25 protein-coding genes, 1 tRNA gene and 1 pseudogene are annotated in these 22,315 nt (G+C 60.0%); 14 read left to right on the forward strand and 13 right to left on the reverse strand.

All coding sequences use genetic code 11. The features are described 5' to 3' along the window. The first annotated feature begins 75 nt into the window (after positions 1-75). Positions 76-1,125 (forward strand): UbiA family prenyltransferase, encoded by a 1,050-nt coding sequence (locus O9Z63_RS03050; protein WP_270127823.1) that lies wholly within the window; start codon positions 76-78, stop codon positions 1,123-1,125. Here the strand turns inward: O9Z63_RS03050 and O9Z63_RS03055 are convergent. The 3 genes from O9Z63_RS03055 to O9Z63_RS21160 all read right to left on the reverse strand — a co-directional run bounded on the left by O9Z63_RS03055 (position 1,122) and on the right by O9Z63_RS21160 (position 3,662). Continuing rightward, the gene (locus O9Z63_RS03055; RefSeq protein WP_270127824.1) at positions 1,122-2,342 is read right to left on the reverse strand and encodes a glycosyltransferase family 4 protein; all 1,221 of its coding nucleotides are present in this window, start codon (positions 2,340-2,342) and stop codon (positions 1,122-1,124) included. The genes O9Z63_RS03050 and O9Z63_RS03055 overlap by 4 nt on opposite strands. Positions 2,343-2,886: 544 nt before the next feature. Continuing rightward, positions 2,887-3,459 carry a transposase gene (locus O9Z63_RS03060; protein WP_270127825.1) on the reverse strand — a complete coding sequence of 191 codons (573 nt, stop codon included), beginning with the start codon at positions 3,457-3,459 and terminating at the stop codon, positions 2,887-2,889. Beyond that, positions 3,345-3,662: a transposase gene (locus O9Z63_RS21160; protein ID WP_408613559.1), complete on the reverse strand. Its 318-nt coding sequence runs from the start codon at positions 3,660-3,662 to the stop codon at positions 3,345-3,347. The genes O9Z63_RS03060 and O9Z63_RS21160 overlap by 115 nt, the downstream gene beginning before the upstream one ends. Before the next feature lie 62 nt (positions 3,663-3,724). Here O9Z63_RS21160 and O9Z63_RS03065 point away from each other — a divergent pair. The 6 genes and pseudogenes from O9Z63_RS03065 to O9Z63_RS03090 form a co-directional block, all read left to right on the forward strand. Beyond that, a pseudogene (locus O9Z63_RS03065) lies at positions 3,725-4,204 on the forward strand (phage tail tape measure protein); the annotation flags it as partial. Positions 4,205-4,217: 13 nt separating this feature from the next. Next, positions 4,218-4,838 (forward strand): hypothetical protein, encoded by a 621-nt coding sequence (locus O9Z63_RS03070; protein ID WP_270127826.1) that lies wholly within the window; start codon positions 4,218-4,220, stop codon positions 4,836-4,838. Then, positions 4,838-5,458 (forward strand): DUF6046 domain-containing protein, encoded by a 621-nt coding sequence (locus O9Z63_RS03075; RefSeq protein ID WP_270127827.1) that lies wholly within the window; start codon positions 4,838-4,840, stop codon positions 5,456-5,458. Before O9Z63_RS03070 ends, O9Z63_RS03075 begins: the two co-directional genes overlap by 1 nt. Beyond that, a complete protein-coding gene (locus O9Z63_RS03080) occupies positions 5,439-5,585 on the forward strand; it encodes a hypothetical protein (protein WP_270127828.1) in 147 nt (48 codons plus the stop codon). The genes O9Z63_RS03075 and O9Z63_RS03080 overlap by 20 nt, the downstream gene beginning before the upstream one ends. A 12-nt stretch (positions 5,586-5,597) precedes the next feature. Beyond that, positions 5,598-6,110, forward strand: a complete 513-nt coding sequence (locus O9Z63_RS03085) for a hypothetical protein (RefSeq protein ID WP_270127829.1) — start codon at positions 5,598-5,600, stop codon at positions 6,108-6,110. 19 nt (positions 6,111-6,129) lie between these two features. Further along, positions 6,130-6,345, forward strand: coding sequence for a hypothetical protein (locus O9Z63_RS03090; protein WP_270127830.1), 216 nt, complete (start codon positions 6,130-6,132; stop codon positions 6,343-6,345). Between the two features lie 71 nt (positions 6,346-6,416). On the opposite strand, the gene O9Z63_RS03095 is transcribed toward O9Z63_RS03090, so the two are convergent. After that, positions 6,417-7,100, reverse strand: a complete 684-nt coding sequence (locus tag O9Z63_RS03095) for a S24 family peptidase (protein WP_270127831.1) — start codon at positions 7,098-7,100, stop codon at positions 6,417-6,419. 266 nt (positions 7,101-7,366) lie between these two features. On the opposite strand from O9Z63_RS03095, the gene O9Z63_RS03100 reads away from it, so the two are divergent. The 6 genes from O9Z63_RS03100 to O9Z63_RS03125 all read left to right on the forward strand — a co-directional run bounded on the left by O9Z63_RS03100 (position 7,367) and on the right by O9Z63_RS03125 (position 10,794). Beyond that, entirely contained in the window at positions 7,367-7,600 is a 234-nt protein-coding gene (locus tag O9Z63_RS03100; RefSeq protein ID WP_270127832.1) for a hypothetical protein, read from the forward strand. A 2-nt stretch (positions 7,601-7,602) separates the two neighbouring features. Next, positions 7,603-7,920, forward strand: coding sequence for a helix-turn-helix domain-containing protein (locus tag O9Z63_RS03105; RefSeq protein ID WP_270127833.1), 318 nt, complete (start codon positions 7,603-7,605; stop codon positions 7,918-7,920). Between the two features lie 77 nt (positions 7,921-7,997). Beyond that, positions 7,998-8,537, forward strand: coding sequence for a hypothetical protein (locus O9Z63_RS03110; protein WP_270127834.1), 540 nt, complete (start codon positions 7,998-8,000; stop codon positions 8,535-8,537). 64 nt (positions 8,538-8,601) lie between these two features. Continuing rightward, positions 8,602-9,249 carry a PD-(D/E)XK nuclease-like domain-containing protein gene (locus tag O9Z63_RS03115; protein WP_270127835.1) on the forward strand — a complete coding sequence of 216 codons (648 nt, stop codon included), beginning with the start codon at positions 8,602-8,604 and terminating at the stop codon, positions 9,247-9,249. 174 nt (positions 9,250-9,423) lie between these two features. Beyond that, positions 9,424-10,194, forward strand: coding sequence for a PD-(D/E)XK nuclease family protein (locus tag O9Z63_RS03120; RefSeq protein ID WP_270127836.1), 771 nt, complete (start codon positions 9,424-9,426; stop codon positions 10,192-10,194). Between the two features lie 6 nt (positions 10,195-10,200). After that, complete coding sequence (locus tag O9Z63_RS03125; RefSeq protein WP_270127837.1) at positions 10,201-10,794, forward strand: hypothetical protein; 594 nt, start codon at positions 10,201-10,203, stop codon at positions 10,792-10,794. Between the two features lie 242 nt (positions 10,795-11,036). Here the strand turns inward: O9Z63_RS03125 and O9Z63_RS03130 are convergent, their stop codons facing one another. The 3 genes from O9Z63_RS03130 to O9Z63_RS03140 all read right to left on the reverse strand — a co-directional run bounded on the left by O9Z63_RS03130 (position 11,037) and on the right by O9Z63_RS03140 (position 15,812). After that, the gene (locus tag O9Z63_RS03130; protein WP_270127838.1) at positions 11,037-14,093 is read right to left on the reverse strand and encodes an FG-GAP-like repeat-containing protein; all 3,057 of its coding nucleotides are present in this window, start codon (positions 14,091-14,093) and stop codon (positions 11,037-11,039) included. Positions 14,094-14,510: 417 nt separating this feature from the next. Continuing rightward, positions 14,511-14,948, reverse strand: a complete 438-nt coding sequence (locus tag O9Z63_RS03135; RefSeq protein ID WP_270127839.1) for a hypothetical protein — start codon at positions 14,946-14,948, stop codon at positions 14,511-14,513. Between the two features lie 117 nt (positions 14,949-15,065). Beyond that, the gene (locus tag O9Z63_RS03140; RefSeq protein ID WP_270127840.1) at positions 15,066-15,812 is read right to left on the reverse strand and encodes a hypothetical protein; all 747 of its coding nucleotides are present in this window, start codon (positions 15,810-15,812) and stop codon (positions 15,066-15,068) included. Between the two features lie 149 nt (positions 15,813-15,961). On the opposite strand from O9Z63_RS03140, the gene O9Z63_RS03145 reads away from it, so the two are divergent. After that, positions 15,962-16,156 carry a hypothetical protein gene (locus O9Z63_RS03145; protein WP_044013412.1) on the forward strand — a complete coding sequence of 65 codons (195 nt, stop codon included), beginning with the start codon at positions 15,962-15,964 and terminating at the stop codon, positions 16,154-16,156. Between the two features lie 111 nt (positions 16,157-16,267). Here O9Z63_RS03145 and O9Z63_RS03150 read toward each other — a convergent pair whose 3' ends face one another. The 6 genes from O9Z63_RS03150 to O9Z63_RS03175 all read right to left on the reverse strand — a co-directional run bounded on the left by O9Z63_RS03150 (position 16,268) and on the right by O9Z63_RS03175 (position 22,303). After that, entirely contained in the window at positions 16,268-19,246 is a 2,979-nt protein-coding gene (locus tag O9Z63_RS03150) for a DUF6493 family protein (RefSeq protein ID WP_270127841.1), read from the reverse strand. Between the two features lie 549 nt (positions 19,247-19,795). Further along, positions 19,796-20,146, reverse strand: coding sequence for a tyrosine-type recombinase/integrase (locus O9Z63_RS03155; RefSeq protein ID WP_270127842.1), 351 nt, complete (start codon positions 20,144-20,146; stop codon positions 19,796-19,798). Next, on the reverse strand, positions 20,143-21,111 hold the full coding sequence (locus tag O9Z63_RS03160) for a phage integrase SAM-like domain-containing protein (RefSeq protein WP_270127843.1): 969 nt from the start codon (positions 21,109-21,111) through the stop codon (positions 20,143-20,145). The genes O9Z63_RS03155 and O9Z63_RS03160 overlap by 4 nt, the downstream gene beginning before the upstream one ends. A 138-nt stretch (positions 21,112-21,249) precedes the next feature. Continuing rightward, positions 21,250-21,331, reverse strand: a tRNA-Leu gene (locus tag O9Z63_RS03165). A 25-nt stretch (positions 21,332-21,356) separates the two neighbouring features. Continuing rightward, on the reverse strand, positions 21,357-21,896 hold the full coding sequence (hscB, locus tag O9Z63_RS03170; RefSeq protein ID WP_270127844.1) for a Fe-S protein assembly co-chaperone HscB: 540 nt from the start codon (positions 21,894-21,896) through the stop codon (positions 21,357-21,359). 89 nt (positions 21,897-21,985) lie between these two features. After that, positions 21,986-22,303 (reverse strand): putative quinol monooxygenase, encoded by a 318-nt coding sequence (locus tag O9Z63_RS03175; protein WP_270127845.1) that lies wholly within the window; start codon positions 22,301-22,303, stop codon positions 21,986-21,988. Between the last annotated feature and the right edge of the window lie 12 nt (positions 22,304-22,315).

The raw sequence follows: 22,315 nt of genomic DNA on the forward strand, positions 1-22,315 counted from the left end.
TACTTTGTACAAAGTAAAGAGCTGCGGCTTATCGGCGACGATCCGTCATTCTTATCTTAGCTACAATTTAGTATAATGGCACGAGTACAAGCTCCGGCTGCCTTGGGTTTCAGTGGTCAGTTAGCTGAAATAGCTCGGGTGCAGGATTGGTGGAGTTGCAAATTTTCGCCGGTTCTGGCTACGTTTTACGCTTCTGCCTGCCTGGCCGGCATAACGGTGTGGCCTTTGCTGCCTAAGCTGCTGCTGCTGCTGCTGAGTCTCACGGTGGGCGCCACCTACGTCAGCGTCATCAACGACTGGACCGACCAGGCCGACGACCAAGCCGGCGGCAAATATAACCGGGTGGCCAACAAGCCCACCGTTTTCCCGATGGCGCTGCTGGTGCTCTGCCTGGGCACGGGCCTGGTGCTGGGCGTGTATTTCTGGCACACCAGCCCACTCAGTGGCATGCTGTACCTGGGCTCGTGGGTGGCGTTTTCCTGTTATTCCCTGCCCCCCATCCGGCTGAAAAAGCGGGGCCTGGCCGGGGTTCTGTCCGATGCCTCGGGCTCCCACCTGTTTCCCCAGCTGCTCACCGTCTCCCTGGTTTCGGCCTGGACCAGCCATCCGCTGCCGGGCCTGTGGTATGCTGCCGTGGGCGTGTGGGCCCTGGCCTGTGGCATCCGCAACATCTTGCTGCACCAGCTCGACGACGTGGAGGCCGATGCGCAGGCCGGCGTCAGTACCTGGGTAAGCTTGCGCGGCGCCCGGTTTGCCCAGCGTTTCGGGCAATACGTGGTGTTTCCAATTGAAGTGCTGGCCTTTGGCACCATGCTGGTGCTGAGCCAGCAGATCTGGCCGGTGCTGCTGCTGGGTGTGTATGCCGCCATGGAAGCCTTTAAGTGGCGCCTCTGGAGCAGTCCGCCCCGGGTGCTCCAGCCCAATTCCCGCATCCTGCTGGGCGAGTACTACGAGGTGTTCTACCCCCTGGCCTTCGTGCTGGTCCTGAGCCTGCGCCACCCCATCGATGGGTGGGTGCTAGCCTTGCACCTGTTGCTATTCGGTCTGCGCTTCTGGCAAACCGTGTACCTCTTTGGCTGGGCCGGCTCGCTGGTTGTCCGCAAAGTAATGAGCCGCCTGGCCTAGCTGGCGCTAACGGCCACCAGATTCAGCAGTTTCTGGGCCAGCAGCCGCGGAGCATCTGTCGGCACGGTGGCCCGGGCCTGCCGGGCAGCCTCGGCCCCGAGACGCGGCCAAGCTGCCTGAGCTGCCCAGGCCCGCTCCAGGGCTTCATCGAGGGCCGACACGGTAGCGGCGGCGGCCAGAAACCCGGTTACTTCGTCGGTCAGCAGCTCGGCGATGCCGCCGGCATCGGCCGCAATAGTGGGCCGCCCCGACAGCATGGCCTCGACCAAAGCCAGGGGCAGGCCCTCGTGGCGTGAGGGCAATATCAGCGCGTGGTGGCTGCGCCAGATGCCCGCCACGTCGGAGGTATGGCCGCCGAAGCTCACCTTATCCTGCAAGCCCAGAAAGGCAATCATCTCCTGAATAGCGGCCTCATCCGGGCCATCTCCATACAGGGTAACGTGCACGGCCCGTTGCCGCCACTTCGGCTGCGCCAGGACCTGCAAAAGCAGGTCCTGGCCTTTGTCGGGCACGTGCAGGCGGGCCACGCACGCCAGCTGCACCACCTCGGCAGCAGTAGGAGGGGGCCACGCCAGTTCTCCCGCGAAGGGTACGTTGTAGGGGTTCCAGACCACCTCCGCCTCCGGCAGCCGCATACCCAGCTGCAGCTCCGTCAGCTCCAGGTTGTGGCGCGACACGAAGTAGCACCGCTGGGCCAGCCGGTAAATTTCCTGCACCAAGCCCCGCTCCAGGTCGGGGGGCAGAAAAAAGTCAATGGCTTTCTGCGACAACAGCACGTAGGGCAGGCCCATGCTGCGGCACACGTCGGCCAGCACAAACCCGTCGTAGTTGGAGCCCTGCGAAATAACGGTGAGCTGGGGCTCCAGGGCGCGCAGGCCCCGCTTGAGCAGCTGCTGGCTGATTTTGCGCCAGGTATACTGTCGGCGGTAGGGCAGCAGCCGGTTGGTAATGCGCTTGCGTAGCGTCACGGCCGGGGTAAGGTCGGTAATGGGGCAGCCGGCCGCGCGCAGGGCTACCAGGCGAGGGTGGTTGGCATTCACATTGGTTTTGAAGGCCCGCACCGTGTGCCCTGCCTGGGCCAGCAGCAGCGCCGTGCCGGACCACAGTTCTTCACTGCCTCCCCATTCGCCGGAGCAGGAACTGACAAACGCAATACGGAGGGACGAAGCAGCAACGGTGGCTGTGACGACGGAATGGGTCACGAAATGGGTAGGCACACGGATGTAAACAAGAAAGCAGGATAACAGACTAGCTCCTCCTGCCGCCAAAAAGCAAAAATCAAGAGGCTATATCCTTCAAATATACGGCTACCCAACGGAAGCGGGAAATGGTTTATGCTGTTTCAGCCCGCTACTGCGTTTGGTGGCCGTTACGCACCCTGTAAGAGTGTATACTAACCCATCAGTGGTAGTACTGATGGTTTGTAGCAGCCAGTTCAGCAATAATACCCCCTGCACCTCGCCCGAAAGCTGCCTTCTTCACAGGTTCATTTTTGCTCGTACGACGACTGCCTAGCAGTGACCTCACGCATTCATTGCACAAGCCAGAGGCGCTAGAGCAGCTGGATATGCTGTAAGTAAGGGTAGTCATCATCTGAGCGACAACAGTACTCCGCTCGAGAAGGCCCATAAGTTGCTGGGCAACCTCGGTCCGACCATGATGGCACTGCTGCACTGCCCGCACATCTCGTCACGGTGGTAAACAAAGGTGAGGTGGTCTAGGCTGTGTCTGAAAATGGGTGTTCCGTATCTTAGAAGCTGTTTAAGTTAGCTTGGTGAGTCGTCGGATGTTGGCTAGGTATAGCCAAGCGTTGGCGTGCTGGGTTTTTCGTTCGTAGTCTTTGGCCAAACGGCGGTTGGTACCGGCCCAAGCAATGCTGCGTTCCACGACCCAGCGCTTGGCGTGGATAAAAAAGCGGCCTTTATCGGCCACTACGCCCATCGGCACCTGTGCCTGCAGGCCTCGGCCCGCCAAGTGCTGGCGGAAGCGGCGGCCAAAGCCGCCGTCCACGAACACGGTCTGCAGCCGGTCAAGCAACTCGCTGCCCAGCGCCAGTGCGTCCCAGAGGCGGGCGGCGCTGGCTCCATCGTGGCAGTGGGCCGCCATGACGCAGCAAGTAAGCAGGTTGCCCAGCGTGTCGACCAGAAAGAAGCGCTTGCGGCCCTTGATGCGTTTGCCCGCGTCGTAGCCCACTTGGCAGGTGCTGGTGGCCGTGTTCTTCACGCTTTGACTGTCGAGGATGGCCGCCCTGGGCTGGGCATTTTTTTTACCCGCTCGCGGGCTTCCAGCGTCAAACAACCACTCACTCGCTGCCAAGTGCCATCGGCAGTCCACTTACTGAAATAATAGTACACCGTAGGCCAGGGAGGGAAGTCTGCCGGCACGTCGCGCCACACACAACCGTTTTTGAGCACGTAGAAGATGCCATCTACCACCGCACGCAGCGGCCACTTACTCGTGCGCTGCACCACGGATAAGGGCGCTAGCTTCGTCCACTGACGCTCCGTCAAGTCTGAACTATACCGCTTCTGCTGCATCCAGCAAAGCTAATCCCGGCTGATTAACTTAAACAGCTTCTGAGGCAGGCTTCGAGCGGAGCGGCATTACCATCTTCAACCAAGCTGGCAAGATGCGCGACCTCACGGCCATCGTGGCTGATCTGAGCACCAAAACGGCGGGTATGAATGACAAGCAGCGCCAGGCATTCCTGTCCGGGTTGGGGCTGGATGCGCAGGCCGCCGCCTTTTCGGTGCTGGCGCAGAACAGTGGCCAGCTCAACGAGTTCACGAAGGCCACTACCAACAGCACGGGCGAGATGGATCAGGCGTTGAAGAACAGCGCCAACATGTCGGATCGTATTGCGGGCTTCATGAACAGGATGAAGGCCGTCATGCTCAGCCTGGGTTACCGGCTGCTGCCTTACGTCAACTATGGGCTGGATGTACTGGATGCCGGCTTTACGTGGGTAGGCGAGAACCTGAACGGCATCAAGGCTATTGCGGAGGGCTTGGGCGCAGGCATTGCCGTGATACTGGCCAGCATGGCTGCTCAGGTTATCTGGACTGGCGTGGGTCGCTAGCATGGTGGCCAGCGTGGGCGCCACTTTCCTACTGGAATATGCCCTGCTAGCCATCCGCACTGCCATTTTCAACATTCCCATAGTGGGCTGGATTGCCGCGGCTATTGCCGGCTTTGTGGCGCTGTATCAAAGCTCCTCGACTTTCCGGGCTGTGCTGGCGGGTATTGGTAGCGTGCTGCTTTCCCTCTGGGACTCTATCAAGCTGTTGGGGCTGGCCATAGCCAACATCTTCAACCCGGCAGCCTTCGCGGCCAACATGGCCCGGTTCGTTGTGGCAGTTCGCAACCTCGACATCAAAGGCAGCTTTAACAAGGGCTACGACGATTCGATGGCCGCCAGTAAGGCAGCGGAGGCGACTGGTGGCCCGAAGAAGTCGGTGCTGTCGCCATTCAACGCGCCGCCACCGGCGCCCGGTGGTGGTGGCTCTGGCGGTGGCAAGCTGAAGGGCGGGCTGAAGGCCGTGACGGACGGCGGCCGTCAGGTGCGCAATGTGATGGTAACCATCAACGGCGGCCTGGTGAAGGATGTGAAAATCATTACGAGCACCAACCAGGCCAGCAAAGCTGAGCTGGAAGACTTCATTAAGGAAACTCTCATCCGGGCCGTGAGTGGCGCGGAGCAAGCCCTACAGTAATGGCCGAACGCAATCCTCTCGACTTATACCGCAAGCATTTTGGCTTTGTGGGCCTGCCATGTCCTGGCACTCGGGCAGAGCAGGCGCGGGTGGATATTCTCCGGTCGGCGGATATCCAGAAGCGCGACGCAGCTACTATTGCCCGGCAGAGCGCCGCCCCGGCTCACTACCTGGGCACGCCCATTTTCATGCCTGTGACGCTGGACGGGTTCACGCTGCCGTTTGAGCCGCTGGTGGAAATCAGCGTGAGCAAGAGCATCGTGCGGACGCCACTGGCCGGCTACGACGGCACCGTGAAGGAGAACATGGGCCTGGACGATTACGCCATTGCCATCCGGGGCGTGGTGCTGAATGAAGACAGCGACGATTACCCGGAGACGCAGGTGCTCCAGCTGCGCAACCTGTTCAAGAAAAAGCAAAGCCTGGACATCGTGTGCCCGCTGTTGGGCCTGTTCAACATCACCCGGATTGCGCTGGAAAACCTGCGTTTGCCAGCGGAGGAAGGCGTTTTGCACTACCAGCCTTACAAGTTTACCGGCTACAGCGACTTCGATGCGGAGCTACTGTTGCGGGATGATCTGGAAAAACTACTCCCTACCAATGTACTCGTTCAACGCTAGAGTCACCATCGGCCAGTTCGATGCCAGCCTGGCGCTGTCGGAGTTCGAGGCCACCAGCTCGTGGAAGAGCATCGGCGACAGCGCCACGCTGAAGCTGGGCGGTCTGCGCACGCGCCTGGAGAAGTAGATCACAACCGGTATGCGGGTGAAAGTGGAAATGGGCTGCGACGGCCAGTATTTCCCGGAGTTTGAGGGCTACGTCGCGGAAGTGATGCCCAACGTGCCCTTCAGCCTGCGTCTGGAGGATGCCGCCTACCAGCTGAAGCATGAAACCGTGAATAAGGCCTGGAAGAGCATCAGCCTGAAGGAAGTGCTGCGCTACCTCTACGACGGCCCCGTGAGCCTGAGCGTGCCCGACGTGACGCTGGCGCCGTTCCGGCTGGACCGCGTGAGCAAGTACAAGGCGCTGGAAAAGCTGAAGGAGGAGTTTGGCCTGACTATCTATTTCCGGGGTGCCACGCTGTTTGCGGGCCTGGCCTATACTGATAAGCAGGCAAAGGACGTGGTGCTCTACCGCCTCACGGGCGACGCGGCCCGCCAGTTGCCGCCCAACGTGGTGGAAGCCGACCTGACCTATAAGCGCCGCGATGGGGGTGCGTGCCATCAGTATCCTGCGCAGCAACACACGTCTGGAGGCCAAAGTAGGCGATGAAGACGGCGACCAGACCACGATGCACTTCTACAACGTGACTTCGGAAGCAGCGCTGAAGAAGATGGCTACCGAAAAGCTGGGCCTGATGAAGTTCGAGGGCTACCGTGGCAGCCTTACCACGTTCGGGCTGCCGCGAGTAGAGCATGGCATGGCATGGCATGGCATGGCTGCGCAGCTGCGTGATCCGCTTTACCCGGATCCGGGGTACTCGCAGCTACTTTCGGAAAGCTCCTAACTTCTTGATTTACTATCCATTAACTCCGCGTTTCAGAGTAGGTAGTAACGTCTTGGTGACAGCACTAAGTTTTACTCGTTTTCGCCCATCAGTTTCACGTCGTAGCGGGCCGCCACGTCCAGCTGCAGGTTGCGCAGCTGCTGCGAGTCCTGGGCCAGCATTTCCATCAGCACCAGCATCCGGTCGTACGCCTCGTCCCGGTTGGCCGGGATGCTGCGCGTGAGCAGCGCCTGCACGTGCCAGATTTCCCGCACATCCTTCTGCGGCAGCACAAACGGGTCGTAGTAGCGGTTATCCGAGAGCAGTTCCAGCGGCTCGTTTTTCTTCACCGGCCCGCGCAACCGCTTCACCGTCACCAGCTCGTCGGTAATCACCACGTACACGTGCTTGGGCTGAATCAAATCCAGCCGCTCCGTAATAGTGGCAATAACCAGGTCGCCCTGGTTGATGATCGGCTGCATGCTGTCCCCGGCCACCTCGAAGGCCCGCACCGTGCGGCCCTTGTAGCCTGGCACGCTGATGGTATCCAGCGGTGCGGAGGCTTCCTGGCCCTGGGCCCGCGCCAGCATATAGCCGCCCTGCGCCTTGATGCCCCACACGCTGATAAGCTCCTCGCCGCTGGCGTCCACGGCCACGGCGTAGGGGATGCCCGGATAAGCTGCCGCCGGCGCTGCCGGCTCGTCCCGTACCATCGGCCCGTCCCCGCGCATCAGCCACTCGGCGCTCAGCTCCGGAAACTGGTTGAGGATGTCCATTAAAGTTTCGTAGCCGGGCTTCGACTTATTCTGGACTAGTTTGTACAACTTTTGGGGACCCTCGTAGCCCAGTTTCGCCGCCAGACTATAGGCGGAAAGGCTATAATGCTGCAAAATAGCGCTGATACGGTCCCCGACTTGCATTTCTTGTGCCACTATTTTTGCTGTTTTGGTGTAGACTTTTGTTGTGTAAATCAAGTTTGTTCGCCAGGTTTGTACGACTAAGGTCTAAACAAAGATACAAAACAGCAAACAAAATAGAATAATTGGCAAAGAAGATTTCGGAGCTGCGGGCCACCTTGCCCAAGCGCAACGACTACGCCCGCCGCACGGTCGAGTATCTGGCCGCCCGGGGGCAGGAGTTTTCCAAGCAGCAGGTCTACAACGTGCTCAGCGGCCGCTACCACAACGCCGACGTGGCCTTTATCTGCGTGGTGGAAGAGGAGCGCAAGCGCATTGCCGACCTGGAGAAGCGCGTCACCAAAGTCACCGCCGCCTAGCCATGCAGCACGCCATCCTGGTTTCCGAACAAGAGTGGCAGCAGCTGCTCTCCGACGTGCAGGCTCTGAAAGCTGCCACCCCCGCGCCACCCCCGCCCGCGCCCGACCGCATCCTCACGGTCCGGGAAGCCGCCGCCTTCCTGCGCCTCACCCCCGAAGGCCTGCGCAAAGCCCGCCGCAAGGGCCGCGTGCAGGGCGTGCGCATCAACGAGAAGTTCTGGTGCTTCTGCCTCTCCGAGCTCGTGCGCTACCTGCGCCGCTACCACCGCCTGCCCCTGGAAGGGGAGGAGGCAGCGGCGCTGCTGATCCCAGCTGCCTAATCGTCTTCATCGTCTACCCGCGCCGGCGCTTATCGGCCACTGCGGGCTGCTGCTACCCGATGCCAATCTATTCTGCTATGTCCCAGCTACTGCCAGTTGTCGGCCCCGACAACCCCGCGCTTCAGTCCCTTATCACCGTGCAGAAGGCCAAAATCAAGGAAGGCCAGCTTACCTGCGAGTTTACCGAGCAGCGCACCGCCGACGCGCCACCCCGTGCCTTCGCCCTGACTTGCCACGAGCCCGTCCACCCTGACCTGCTGCACTGCCTCACTCGCCTGGTGCCCCACCTCTGCCTGCTCACCGAGCAGCTGCTGGAAACGCCTGATTTCTGGCCCGACGAGGCCGAGGAGCTGCCCGCGCTGTTTCGTCTCTTCACCGTCACGGGCTTCTCGCTCAGTAAGGCCGGCGCCGGCATCACCCTCATCGGCCGCCGCGAGCTGGCCGGCGGCAAAGTGCTCAACCTCACCAGCCCCCACGTGGCCTTCGACGACGAAACCCCCGGCGCCTATTCCTACGCCGGCCTGCTCGAAACCGCCGCGCATCAAACCATAGTCGAAGTCGAAGCTGCCCTGCGCGGCAAGTGCGCCCCCGACCGCCAGCTGCTTCTAAGCTTTTAGCTGATAGCTCCTGGTTTTTGAACGACGCTAACGGCTAACAGCCAATAGCTAACAGCTCACCTCGATGAAACTTCCAGCTATCCAATTTTACCCCGGCGACTGGCACAAAGACCAGGGCGTACAGGCCCTGGACCTCGCGCAGCGTGGGGCTTGGTTCAAGCTGCTGCTGATGATGCACGACTCGGACGAGCGCGGCGTCCATTGGGCCGACTTGGAGATGCTGGCCTGCCAAGTGCGCCGCCAGCGCTACTGTCGCGACCTGCTCTACCGCGGCACGCCCGAGCTGACCCACACCGCCGTGCACATCGAAACCGGCATTGCGGTAAAGGTGCGCCCCGACCTGCTCGTGCGCAGCCGCGCCGGCCGCCGCCTCACCCTCATAGACTTCAAAACCACCAGCTGCCCCGACCGAGCCCGGTTCCTAGCCACCATCGAGCAGTACGACTACGACCGCCAGGCCGCCTTCTACTGCGACGTCCTTCAGGCCGACCGCTTCCTCATCATCGGGGTGCAGAAAAAGGCCCCCCACGAGCTTTGGGTGGTGGAGGTAAGCGCCGATGCCGCCCTCATGGAGCAGGGCCGCAAAAAGTATCAGCGCCTGCTGCGGGCCTATGCTCAACAAGATCAAGGCTTAGCGGTAAAATCGCCAACACCGGTTGCCACACCTGCTCGTCTTGTTCCTGTTACTACGATGCTTGCTTACAGTCCATGATTACCTTGCATCTGGCTGTAGTAGTTAGTATTGCTAGTGACAACCGTGTGCTTGTATCAGCAACTCATTCTGCTCAGTTGCTTGATATGTATTGGTCCTGATTGGTAGCACTAGTTGTGATTCACTTATTTTGCTCAATCTGTATACTACCGTTTTATTGCTTCTCGCTGTACTATGGATCATAATGATTTGATGATCACGGCATCAATTATTGATAGCATCGCCGGACTCTATGCAGGACGGCAGCAGAAGCGGAACCATTCCTTAGCTGAGCTTATTCCTGCAATTGCTAGTAATAAGGCCGTTAGCCGCGAGCAGAACCGGTTGAAAAGCCATGATTTGAATGTATTCCGTTTCTTCAATCCAGGCGAAACTACCCATAGCCGGCTGCTTGCTTATTTTCTTGATCCGCGTGCCTCTCATGGACAAGGCCCTCTTTTCTTGGTGGAATTTCTTCGTTTGCTGAAAATTAGCCAGCCAGACAGTGCATCGGCTTCTCCTTGGATTGTAACCGCAGAAATAGGTAGGGTCGATGTGCTCATCAAGAGGATGTTTCCTCACACTGTAGTTGTGATTGAAAATAAATCCAACTATGCTTACGATCAGCCCAACCAGCTGTATAGATATTGGTATCAGGAAATCTATCGAAAGCAATTAGAGCGACATGCACCATCATACGATTTGATAAACCCATCAAAAAACCATTACCGGATTGTGTATCTGTCTCCGGAGTCATGGAAGCAAGCAGATAAACAGTCCGTAAGTAAGCCGAGCAACTTGAGCGCTGAACTGCCCGAAACAGTGCCAGAGAACATCATTGAGCATCACTTATTCAAGGATCTTGTGACTGAATGGCTGAAAAACTCTTTAGCGCTTATCGCTCCTGACAATCATCGCCTGCGAGAGTTTACCGAGCAGTATATTCAATTCTGGCATTCAAACTAAGCTGTCATGCAGACCGAAGAAATAAACCAGGCCGTTCAACTATTCGACACTCCCGAAAAGTGGAGTGCGTTTCTTGCGCTAGCGGATCAGAAGGAGGTGCTAAGACAGGCAATGTACCGCACGGCCTTCGTACGAATCAGTAGCCATTTTCTCAAGGACCACCAAGTGGAAGGCTGGAGCTTCAAGCCGCTTGATTCTAGCGAGTTGGCCATGGTCTGGTATCTCACTCAATACGGCGAATTTTCTATTTGCTTGGTGATGGCTTGGAAGGGGGAATTTGTATTGGAAGTAAGGGGTGGCGACCGAAACTACAAGGTTGACGAGGCTGCCAGATTGTTAGCAGACTCTAGATTCAACACGCTGTTGTCATGTTTTGAGCGAATTGACAAAGGGGTAGAGCGAGAGTATCTGGCGCGGGAGAAATTCAACTTCAGCTTCGGCAGCCCATCAGATACCCGATTTGGTCCATTTCGCCTTGCATGGTATGCTCAGTTTGAAACTGAGAAGTTGCTTGAGCAAATAATTACCAAAGTGTCTCGTTTTCAGACCCCGGAGATGACTGCTTTATTAGGTGATTTCAACCGAATGGCACGTAAGTAAACCTAGCCAATTGCACACTATATAAGTGCCCTATGATTGGAATTGTGGGCATCGGGCCGGCTGCCCGCCCGCACCGCCGGCGCCACCTTTCTCATGTAATCTTTGGGCCGAATTGTAGATAGGCCTATCTGGAAACGCCGGGGCCAACGAGCTAACCGCATTATGAACCACTCCCCAAACCAAGCAGTGTTAACAGTCTCGCAGCTGGAAAGAGTCAGTCCAGATGCGCGGTAATAATGGCGCTACTGAACTACAAGCCGTCGGGTTTCGGGCGAATGACCTGGTAGTTGCACAGTTAGCAGATACATCCCCGCCGCGAGATTTCCGATGGGCACGGCACCACGTACACCGGTGCGGTGCCAGAGCTGCTGTCCTGTTAGAGTGCGGAGCTGCACAGTAGCTGCTTGCGGGATTTGCAGCGTGATGGTGCCGTTGGAAGCCACCGGGTTAGGCCAGAAGGTCAACGAATTGAGGGGCGCAGCTGGCAAAGTGCCAGCTAACGGCGCCCCACCTTCATTGAAGCTAATCACCCAATCGGAAGTAGACAAATACCTGTAGCCACAGCCCGCAAAATCCAGGTCACCATCACCATCCAGGTCACCCAGCTCAGCCCAGTATATATCGTTGCGCAGCAAGTTGTTCGGGAGAGTAGTGCTGAAGTCGGCTGGGCCTGAGTTCAGACCCACCGACGTAGTGGTAACAATGTCTACGTCGGTGTCACCATCTAAGTCCCCCACGGCAATGGGGTAGCCAGGCAAGACGCTGGAAACGGCATTGAATATGCCTTGGCCATTGTTGGTGTGTACCCTAGTGTATCCAACTGAGCTATACGCAGCCACGTCGATGTCCCCATCGCCGTCCATATCACGGGCCATGATGTTGTCTGTACCGCTTACGATAGCAGTAGGTAGGCTTGCGGCCATGTTGCCCGCCCCATCATTAAGGCTAATCATATACCGCCCGCTTGCGGCGTCAGAATATAGAGCGTCCAGGTCGCCATCATTGTCAACGTCCGTGAGAAGCATTCCTCGGATGTCAGTGCGGGCAAAACGGCCACTCCCGTTAAAATTGCCGCGGCCGTCGTTCAATCGAGGGCCGCCGGCCGCTACAACATCCACAAACCCATCACCATTCAGGTCGCCAACCGCGTGCACTCGCGCGTTCACGTAGAGATTGTCAATGATGCCCTGCTCTGTGAAAGTGCCACGCCCGTCGTTCAGCCATACTGATTGGGCCGCTGTATTTACTCCTTGAGTACCTTTACGGTAGGCCCCGCCCACAAAGTCCAAGTCCCCGTCGTTATCCACGTCCCGCAGCCAGAATTGCTCAGCTCGCACGTCACTTCCTAGTAAGGGAACCGGTGCTGCAAAGCGCCCATTGCCCTCGTTGCGCCGCAGGCTCAAAATGGGAGGCAGACTTGGATAATAAACCGGATTGATGTCGTCGCTCAGAGAGGTCAGAATGTCCAGGTCTTGGTCCCCGTCAATGTCAGCCAAGCGGATACAATAAACAAAGTGGGGAGGAATAGTAAGAAACTGCCTGCCGGCAAAGCGTCCCGATCCACCCGTAGAGGCGGCAACAAATTGCCACACGTAGGGCTGGGCCAATGGTATACCGGCCGCACTCATCGTACCAACTGGTAGCGTAGCGGACACCAGTTCGCCAGGAGCATATGCGGCGGCAGGTACAAAGCCAAGGGTGTTGCCGCTGGTGCTGGCGGTGCCGGAGATCAGGCCGCGGCTCTGGCTGCCCGACACACGCAATGCACCGGCTGCCGCTGGTTGCATAGAGGTACTGAGCGTGGCAGTCACCGGGGCTGTCCGCATGGCCACCCGGTGGGCCGCCGGAGTGGTAGTTTGCACGGCATAAGGGGCAACAGGGGCCGGGCCATTTCGCAGCACTTGAATGGCGGCTTGGTCGGTATCGAAAACAGTGGTCATCAGGTCCATGTCACCGTCGGAGTCCACATCGGCTGCCACCAACACCTCAGAACGGTAGGTCTGCAGCTGAAAAGCCTGCTCCTGATCGGAGCCTGCCGTAAAGTTGCCCGTTCCGTTATTCAGCAGGGTGGCAATACGGCTATCATAGGCGTACACAACATCCACATCAGCATCTCCATCCACATCGGCGACTGTCATGCCCTTTACATAACCAGTAGCCTGCAGAGGGGTGCTGCTAAATGTTAGGTTCTGCCGGTTCTGCCACAGCCGAAAGCGCTGTTGAGTGACACCGCCAGTCGATTCATCATGAGTAGTGAGTATATCTAGGTAGCCATCCGCATTAAGGTCGGCGAGTTGCAAATGCCGGGCCCGGGCCGACGGCGTCCAACTAGAGCCTAGCCGGAAGCTGCCAGCCCCGCCGTTTAGGTAGGTGTAAAGCATGCCGCCATCCGCGCCCACTGCATCCAGGTCACCATCGTTATCCAGGTCGCCAAGCTGCAGCAGGGTGAGACAGGCTACAGAGCCTAAAATCCTGCTGGAACCAGTGAATTGTCCATTGCTGTTCAGATACATGGCCAGCCGGCAACTTCCCGAAGTCGTTGCTCCAGCGTGCACCAGATCCAAGTCACCGTCCGCGTCCATGTCGGCCGGAATCAAGTTGTCACCGGCGGCACTGCTTGCTTGGATATGCTCTGCAGTGAATGTGCCGTTGCCTTGGTTACGTAACACAGATAGATAAGGCATGGTGGTAGAGCCCACCTGCCGGTCGCCTGTAGTCATCACATCCAAATCGCCATCATTATCCACGTCTGCACTGACAAGGGTTCTGGCAACGTAGGGAATAATTATGTCGGCTACGGGTCTATAGCGAATGGAACCATCATTGAAGCGCATACTCACCCGGCTTGTGTAGTCGCCGTTGATGCTGCGCGTGGCTAGTATATCTGGCGTGCCGTTACCGTCCAGGTCGGCTGTGACCAGAAGCTCGGGCGGACCCTGCCAGGCCAGGCGGGCGGCGGGGGTAAGCAGCCCCGTACCCCCGGTGGCCTCAGCCCGCAGCGGCCATACCTGATCAGGACCCGGCATGGTCAGCTGGTTGGTGCCGCGTACGGAGTCGCGGCGCAATGTTACCCACACCTGTTCCCCGGCCAGCAGGGGCGTCGTAGGCCGAAAGGTGAGTTGTGCACCCGAAACCGTGGCCGTGCCTACCTTCATCCCTCCACGCTGCGTACTGTACATGCCGATGCTGCTGCTGGACCGCGCAGCCAAAGGCCTATCAAATGTTACCTGCACGGTGCCCGCGCGGGGTACTATGGCATTACGGGCAGGGGTGAGCAACTGCACGGTGGGCTGGGCCACCAGGGAGGTAGCCCACAGGCACCCATTAAGCGTAAGCAAGACAGATCGTATAAGTTGTGTCATATAAAAAGAGAATAGATTCAGCCAAATATAGACAATCGTTACAGGCAATTCTATTTAGCTGATGATGGCACGCAGGTAGCGCATTTGGCACAATACAAAACACGCCGGCTCTACGAGGCGGCGTTTTCTGGGACTATATACCTGAATAGACCTGTCTGTATAGCGTAACAGGCCAACCTCACCCAAATGAAATTGACCTGTTGCATCGGTTAACAGCGCGACCGGATACAGAGCGGGCCAGGCCTCAGCATGGTCTGGCCGTAGATCAGCATACAATCCGCTTTCAGGCAGCAAAAAGGCCAGCCCCCGCAATTAGTGGAAACCGGCCTTGTGTTCACCCTGCACTAGGTGTCGCTACAGGGTCTGCTCCGTATCTGAAACCGACTCCAGTTGTGGCTCTAGCTGCTTCTCTGCTACGGGTGACGGTGATTTCACCACCGCCTGCAGTACCGGTGGGTCTACCACCACGGGCGGCGTGGCTACCAGCTCCCCAAACAGCGGATCAGCTGGCAGGGGCTGCCCGCCGTTACCATCTGGAATCTGGTTGAACAACACGACTTCTTCCCCAGGGGTACTTTGCGCCAGGGTGCCGGTCAACTGCGCCGACGTCACCAGCTGCTGCAGGTCGTGCACAAGTAGTGTCTGCGTGCTCACGTCCACGTTGTAGAGCTGGTTCAGCGCGTTCATCTGCGCGGCCGCGCTGCTGCCCAGCGTGAGGGCGTCGGCCAGCAGCTGCGCGTAGCGCCGGGCTTTGCGGTCTGCTTTCGCCCGCAGGCTGATAGCGCGCTTCATGCGCCGCTTGTATTGGGTTTGATACGCCGTCAGAGGCATGAGAAAAGGTGTTACAGAGTTGAAAAATAAAGCGGCCGGCCGTTGCCAGCCGGCCGCTTCTCCTATGCTGCGGCGCCTCTACGCCACGTACTCAATGGCCAGCGGGTTGGTGCTGTTGTTGTTGAGCGGGTAGTTTTTGCCGTTCACCTGCTGGTAGAAGTTGATGCCTACCACCCCCACCACCAGCGAAGCGGCGGCCGGCACGGCCGCGAAGCTGGCCACCACCTGCTGGTTGGCCAGCGGAGCAGTGTTGATGGGCAGCACCCCCAGCGGAGCCGCCACGCGGGCCCCCGAGAAGGTCATCGTCTCCATGTCCAGCTCGGCCGCGGCAAACACCACCTCGAAGTGGGTGGCGCCCTGCGGCGCGGCAATGTCCGAGACGGGGTTCAGCGCCGGGATGCTCAGCGTCACGTCCGCGCCGTTGCCCGTCACCTCAAACGGGAAGTACATCGTCTGCCCGATGCCGGCCCCGGCGTTGAAGTTGAAGCCCAGCAGCGGGGCCGAATTGGCCGCGTCGAACACGCGCTGTCCCCGGTCGTTGGTGTCGTCCAGTGCGATAACCTCGCGCATCACCTTGGTCAGGCGGGCCGCCACCTGACTGTCGCTGGCCGCCGAAATGGCTACCCGCAGCGCGTCGCGCAGCAGCTTGCTGTACTTGGCCGCTAGGCCAAATTCGTTGGCGTTTTCGCGGGTGCGCTCCATGCTGGGTTTGTTGGCGAAAGCCGCTTTGTTGCTCGCCGGCTTTTGCGCCACCGAACCGTCTTTGCGGAACACCAACCCGCCCACCGTGCCGCGCAACCCCAGAATTCCGGTTTGTTGTGCCATCGTTGTAAGAAGGGTTAGGGTGAAAAAAAGTTGCTCACCAGATCCGCGCAGCAGGTATATCGGCGCTGGTGTACACCAAAGTTGTGCAACTATTTTTGCTAATATTCGCTTGCTGCCCCAATTAACCCCGCATACCCCACTATACTTCCATGCCGCGCATCTGCCTCTATCCGAAAGACGTAGCCACCCTCACCGGCCGCAGCTACGACGCGGCCAAGCGCCTGCTGCGCCGCGCCCGCCAGGCCGCCGGCAAACCGCAAGGCGCCCTGGTCACCGTGCAGGACTTCTGCGCTTACACTGGCCTCGACACTGTTGAAGTGTCCGCTGCATTGAATAGGAAATAAGTCCAGCTCCAGCCACCTCCGTCCGTACTCGAAGGTCGCTCGTAGCATAGTAGGGCTACGCACGGCTGAGTCGCCGGTCGTTAAGAGGCTCAGGTGTACTGCCTGGCTGCGTTACACCAGCTCACCAATGGCTTTTTTCAGCGTGGCAGTGGCTTTCCAATGGCGCAAATTGGGTTGTGCAGCCTCTGCTGGCAGTCGGCCGCTACGGCTGGCCAGCTCGGCATACAGTTCAACCAGCTTCTTGGTATTGCGCAGTGGCGCGACGGGTAGTTCAGGCAACAGGGCATCCAACACTTGCTGTAGCGCGTCGTCCGTGGCGGCATCAATGGCGCGGGCTTGCTGCAGGTTGTCGGCCAGGCGCTGCACGGGAACAAACTCGTTGGCCAGGAAGCGGCCCAGCGTTGTGCCCAGGGTGGCGGGCACCAGCCGACCCGTAGCGCAGGCCGCCAGCAATACTTCCAGGGCCAGGGCCCGGCACGCCGGGACTTTGTGCATCAGCCCCAGTGCCAGCAGCAGGGTGGTAGGTTCCGTGAAGGCCGGGCCGGGGGCCAGCAGCTCCTGCAAGGCGGCCTGCACTACGTCCCGTTCCAAAGATTCCAAACCATCGGCCCAGGCGGCGGTACGGACTACGTGCCAGTGCAGGGGCGCTGGGTTGTGCGGCACTAGGCTGGCCACGAACCGGTAGTCAAGGGGCAGCACCCAGCCAGCGTGCTGCATGGCCGCGAAGCGGGCGTGCTGCGAATACAGCAGCAACGGCGACGGGGGTGTCTGGCTGGTGTACTTGCTCGGAAACTGCAGCACCGTGTACTGATGCGTGACCGTGGGCTTGCCCGGCTTCCACTGCTCCACCCAGGTGTTGGTTTTCACCTCGAAGTGCCACCCGGGTGCCCAGGGACGAACAACGCCGATGTAATCCGTCGGCACCACTGCCGTCAACTCCTCAAACATGCCTTCGGGCTGGCGGGTGCGGGCGGCCACGGCCCACAGCCAGGGCCAGGCGTCAGCCAGGGAAGAAGAAATGGCGTTGCCCGGCAGCAGCTGGCTTAGGCGCGTGGTCAGATGTTTGAGCACGGAGGGCTTGTGCTTCGGCTGCAGAGGCAATGGCTGCATGGCCGGGGCCAGCAGCCATTGCAGCAGCGCACGCAGCTCGGCGCTTTGCAGCCGGGGCAGTTGAGTCAGGGCAGCTTGCGCATCGGCTGCGTCGGCGTAGGCGGTGCGGGCCAGGGCTACGACCAAGTCCGCCGGGTCCGGCTCGGTGTGCGCCGCCTCGTAGGTCAGGAGTCTATCCACCAGGGTGGTAGGCGCCAACCAGTGCGGGGCGTGCGAGGGCGTGCTGAGCAGGGGCAGGCCCGAGCGGGCGCGCAAGTGGTGTTCCGCCGCTACGAAGCGGCGCTGCTGCACCAGCACCAGCGGGTCGGAGGCATCCTGGTCGTGGCGCACGTTCACCTTCTCCACGCGCGCCACAATGAAGCCCTGGGCCCAGCTCAGCAGCAGGGCTTCGACCAGACCGCGGTGCCCGCTCAGGCCGTTGCTGGCAATAATGGCCGCGGTCTGCTCATCCACTTTGCCTTTCAGGGACGGCCGCACCTGCACCAGGTAGGGCAGCAGCTGCTGGCCGTAGTCTTGCGGGTACCGGGGCTGCAGCCGCCGCAGGCCATCGACCCAGCGCTCCAAAGCCAGCACGTCGTTATAGCGCAGCACCTGCCCGGTCAGAAACAGCAGTTCGTGCCAGTCGGCGACGGGTGCCACCGCGTTGGCGGCTGACAAATCGGGCACAAACGCGGCGTGCGGCGCGTAGGCGACGGCCTCGGTGGGCTGAGGCGCAGCGGCCGGGCTGAGCCACCCCACCAATTGCTGGCGGGTTTCCGCGGTCAGCAGGTCGGCGTACAAGCCGAGCGAGTCCGTCAAGTCCGTGGCTTGCTCGGGAGTGAGCAGCGGCTGCTTGGCTTGCAGAATAGCTACAAGGAGCTTGCCGGCTTTGGCCTGCACCGCGGAATCTGGGCTGGCCAGGGCGGCCACGGCCAGCCGGCCCAGGTCCGGCGCCAGGGAGGGAGCCCGCTTGAGCAGCTTCTCGAAGCTGCCCAGCAGTGTGCGCTGCGCCGTTTTGAGGTCCTGCCGCGTCACGAGCAACTCCGCGTACACCAGCAGCGGCGCCGGCTCGAACTCGGGGTGCAGCCAGAGCGCCTTTAGCTGATCCAGGGCGAAGTTGACCACCTGCGGTTGCGCGTGGGCCAGCAATTCCACTAGCTCCTGCTGCCGGGCCAGGCGTTCTTCCGCGGTGGGCTGCAGGGCCAGAAACAGGTTCTTGAACCAGGTCAGCAGCGGCCGGCGAAAGTCCCGCCGCATAGCTGCCAGGGTGCGCGTGAGTAGGTCGGCCCGGTCCAGGCGACCCGCCGCCACCAGGTGCTGCAGTACGTCGAGCCACCGCACGTACTGCTGGGCCACGTCCGTGTAGGCCAGGGAAGAATCCACGGAGGTGTCGTAGTCGAAGAAAGCCAGCAGGTCCCGGCGGAAGGTGTCGGCAGACTCTTCGCACTCGCGCAGCAGCTTTTCCCCGGAGTGCGGCACGGGCTGCTTTTCGCGGCGGTGGTAGCTCTGCTCGGTAAGCCAGTTCGCCAGCGTGCGGGCAAAGAACGCCGGCTCGTAGGCCACGAGCTGCCGGGCTTCCAGCTCCCGCAGTAGCCGGTAGTCGGGCAGGCCCCACGGGCCGCCCTGGCCCTGGCGCTCCAGCCATTCAGCCAACCAATTAGGCCGGGCATGCTCGGCCACGGTGAAGAAATACGCTTCGTTGGCGGCCCGAACAGCACTTTCGCCCCAGTGAATGCCCAGGCGTTCGTTCAGTCCCGTCATCTCCTTGCGCGTGTACGTCGCCACCCCCGCCAGTTGAAGCATGACCAGCTGGGGCTCTGTGCCGGTACGCCCCCACGTGGATATCCCCAGCTGCCGAATCTCGGTTAGCTCCCGGCGCAGGGCCTTGGTTTTGGCGCGAACGGCCACCACGTCTTTCTTGTCGAGGGCCAACAGAAAAGGTACGAGCTGGTCGGCATTCTGGCGGCGGATAATCAGTTCGAACGTATCGACAGAGGACATCAGCTAAGATAATCGGTAGAAGAAAGGAGTAAGTAAGTAGGAGTAATCCTCGCCCGAGAAGCCCCGCCCCCGCGCACGTCCCCGGCGCTGGCCACCCGCGCAAAATTGGGGCGCGCATCGCGCCAGGAGTTGCGCAGGCGTCCCCAGAAAAAGCAGAAGGTGTCAGTCTTGACCTCATCGGCGAATGCGGAAAGCAGGAGGGCGTTGCCGTCCGGACGCTGCTCCAGGGCCGAGGGTCGGGCGTATGTATAAGCGAAATCAGACATGAACGCGGCAACGAATCAATCAGGCTACCAAGCTACCAAATTGCCCTGGCTCCGCCGCGCTTGGGTGAAACCCGCCCGCGGCCATGCTGAATGATTACCAAATATTCCTTAAAAAGCACACTTTGTCGCAGTGAATGATTAGCAATGAATAGATGGCCTACACATTAAATTCCAGCCAGGATAAAGGCAGGACAAAGGCACCACCAACCCAGGTTGGTGTATATAAAAAAGCCCGGGGCGGGGTAGTCCCCGACCGGGCTTTTCCAGGTAGGCAGCCGCTATATTAAGCTGCTGTCAGCACCGAGCAGACAGTGCCATCGGGGGCTGCCTGGTTGCTGGTAGTCGCAGGTCCATCCCAGGCGGCCCGCATGGCCTGGTGCTGCAGTTCCTCTACCACCTGGGCGTACTTCATGGTGTTCTGAATCTTGGCGTGGCCCATCACCCGCTGCAGTACGGCCACCGGCATGCCACGCAACAGGCTTTGGACGGCAAACGTGTGCCGGGCCGTGTGCATGGTCACCAGCTCATGCAGCGGCACGGCCCCTTTCACCACCCGGCCGCCGGCCGTACTCACCACTTCCACCAGCCGGTTTAGCCCCGCCAGCTGCGTTATTTTCTTCAAGTAGCGGTTCATGGGCTGGTTGGCCAGTACCGGCAGTAGCCTGGCACCTTCCCCGTGCGTTCCGCCGCGGCGTAGCGGTCCAGGATTTCGGCCGCCAGCCGGCTCAGGTAGATGCTCACCGTGGCCCGCGTCTTGGTTTGCACCAGCCGCAGCACCCGGTCCCCGTCGCCGTTGGCGCCCAGGGCGTGCAGGTTGCCCCCGTGCAAAGCTGCTACGTCGGAATAGCGCAGGCCGGTGTAGCAGCAAAACAAGAATACGTCCCGCGCCGGCTCCAGCGTCTGCGGCAGCTGCACGGCCGACAGGTCGGCCAGGTCGGCCCCGGTCAGGTAGGTTTTGGCCTGGTCAGCGTAGCGCACTTCCACGCGCTTGAGTTCCAGTCCCAGTGTTTGCTTGCGCTCGTCCTGGGTGTGCCGCAGGAAGGTCTTCACGTCCTTGAGCACCGTGTAGATGCCGTTAGGGCCCAGCCCGCAGGTGGTGCGCAGATACTTCACGAAATCGTCGTGTACGGCCCCGTCGTAGTCGGCCACGCTGATTTTGCGGCGCCGGCCCGTGGCCAGAAACGCTGCCAGGTGGTTGCGGGCCGTGCCGTAATGCCGCAGCGTGTGGAAGGCGTAGCCCCGCCCGCGCAGCACCTCGATAAAGGCCGTCATGGCCTCCGCCATGCTCAGCTCCGGCTTGACGGCCGCCGGGTTTATCACTTCCCGTAGCAGCGCCAGGGTAGGAGGGGTGCCCGCCGTACGCAGGTCGCGGTAGCGCTTTTGCACCCGCTCCGCCATGGCCTCGAGCACGTTGTTGGCCTCTTCCGCCCCGGCTTTTCCCTTCCGGAACCGCTGCTTGTCGGCGTTCCATTCCTTAGGCTGGCACTTTTCGCGGGTGAAGCAGCGCAGCCGCAGCCCCTCAAATATGGCATCGATGAATACCGGAACCAGCCCGTTTTTGTCGGTTTTGTCTTCCCGGAGGACGAATTTGACGGTCATTTTTGGTGACAGATTTGGTGACACAATTGCGGCCGCAAATGGGTGCAAAACCAAAAAGCCCCGGACGCAAAAAGGCCCTAAAAACTGCTTTTGCGTAGTGCGAAGCAGGTTTTAGGGCCTTCCGTCAGTAATTCCTAGTACCCGGAGCCGGGGTCGAACCGGCACATCTTTCGATATCGGTGTTTGAGACCGACGCGTCTACCGATTCCGCCATCCGGGCGTTTCACGCCGAACCTGTCGGTAGATCAGGAACGGGTGGCAAACTTAGCCAGACTTTCTTGAATGCGCAACAGATAGCGCTTTTTGAGGTAGTAGGTGCGAACCTGGCTCAGGGCCTGCGGGCGGGCGTCAGCGGGTAGCATGGCATAGCCGGCCAGGACGGGCTCGATGCCGGTTTTCAGGGTGTGAGTGAGGTGGTTAACGTCGGTTTGCAGCTGGCCGACCAAGGCTGGATCCGAGTCGAATTCCAACTCCATCAGCTGTTCGTTTAGCTCCATTACTTCCATTAAAAAATCGGCCGGCAGATCCTGCTTTCCCTCTTCCAGCAACCCGTGTTGCTGCAGAATATAAGCCATCCGGCGGTCGGCGTCGGAAAGCGTGCGGTAGGCGTTGGTGTTGAGCGTGGCCAGGGTCAGGATTTCCTGCTGATGCTCCGGGCTGGCCGTGGCGTGGAAATCGGGGTGGTATTGGCGGCTTAGCGCGTAGTATTTGCTTTTGATGGCCTTCTCGTCCGGCTGAAATGACTCCGGCAGTTCGTAAAAGGCAAAGTAATCGGTGGCGGGCATACGATAGGGGAGGAAAAGAGCACCGGTATAGCCGGGTGTCATCTTGTACGTGGGTTTGAGAGAAATCAAGCCCCGCAAGCAGGAAAATGTTACTGTACGCTGTCGGCTGCCTGCTGGTCTGGCGTGGCCGGTGTTACCGAAAAGGTCAGCGGCGGCGCTGCGAACAGTGCCTTGGTGGCCGGCCAGACCTGCCCGAACAACGCCGACCGGCGATAGGCATTCAGGGCGTCGGCGGAGTCCCAGTGGCTGTGGGTGCAGTATACGTGCGGCTGGTCGGCATCCTGCCAGAGCTCCAAGAAGCGGCAGCCCGGCATGCTTCTGATCTGGTTTTCCGAGGCCTCAAACAGCTGCAAAAACTCAGGCACCCGCTCCGGGGCAAACGTCATGCGCACAATGCGAATCAACATACAGACGGCTGG

Source organism: Hymenobacter yonginensis (assembly GCF_027625995.1).
In the GTDB taxonomy this organism is placed as follows: domain Bacteria; phylum Bacteroidota; class Bacteroidia; order Cytophagales; family Hymenobacteraceae; genus Hymenobacter; species Hymenobacter yonginensis.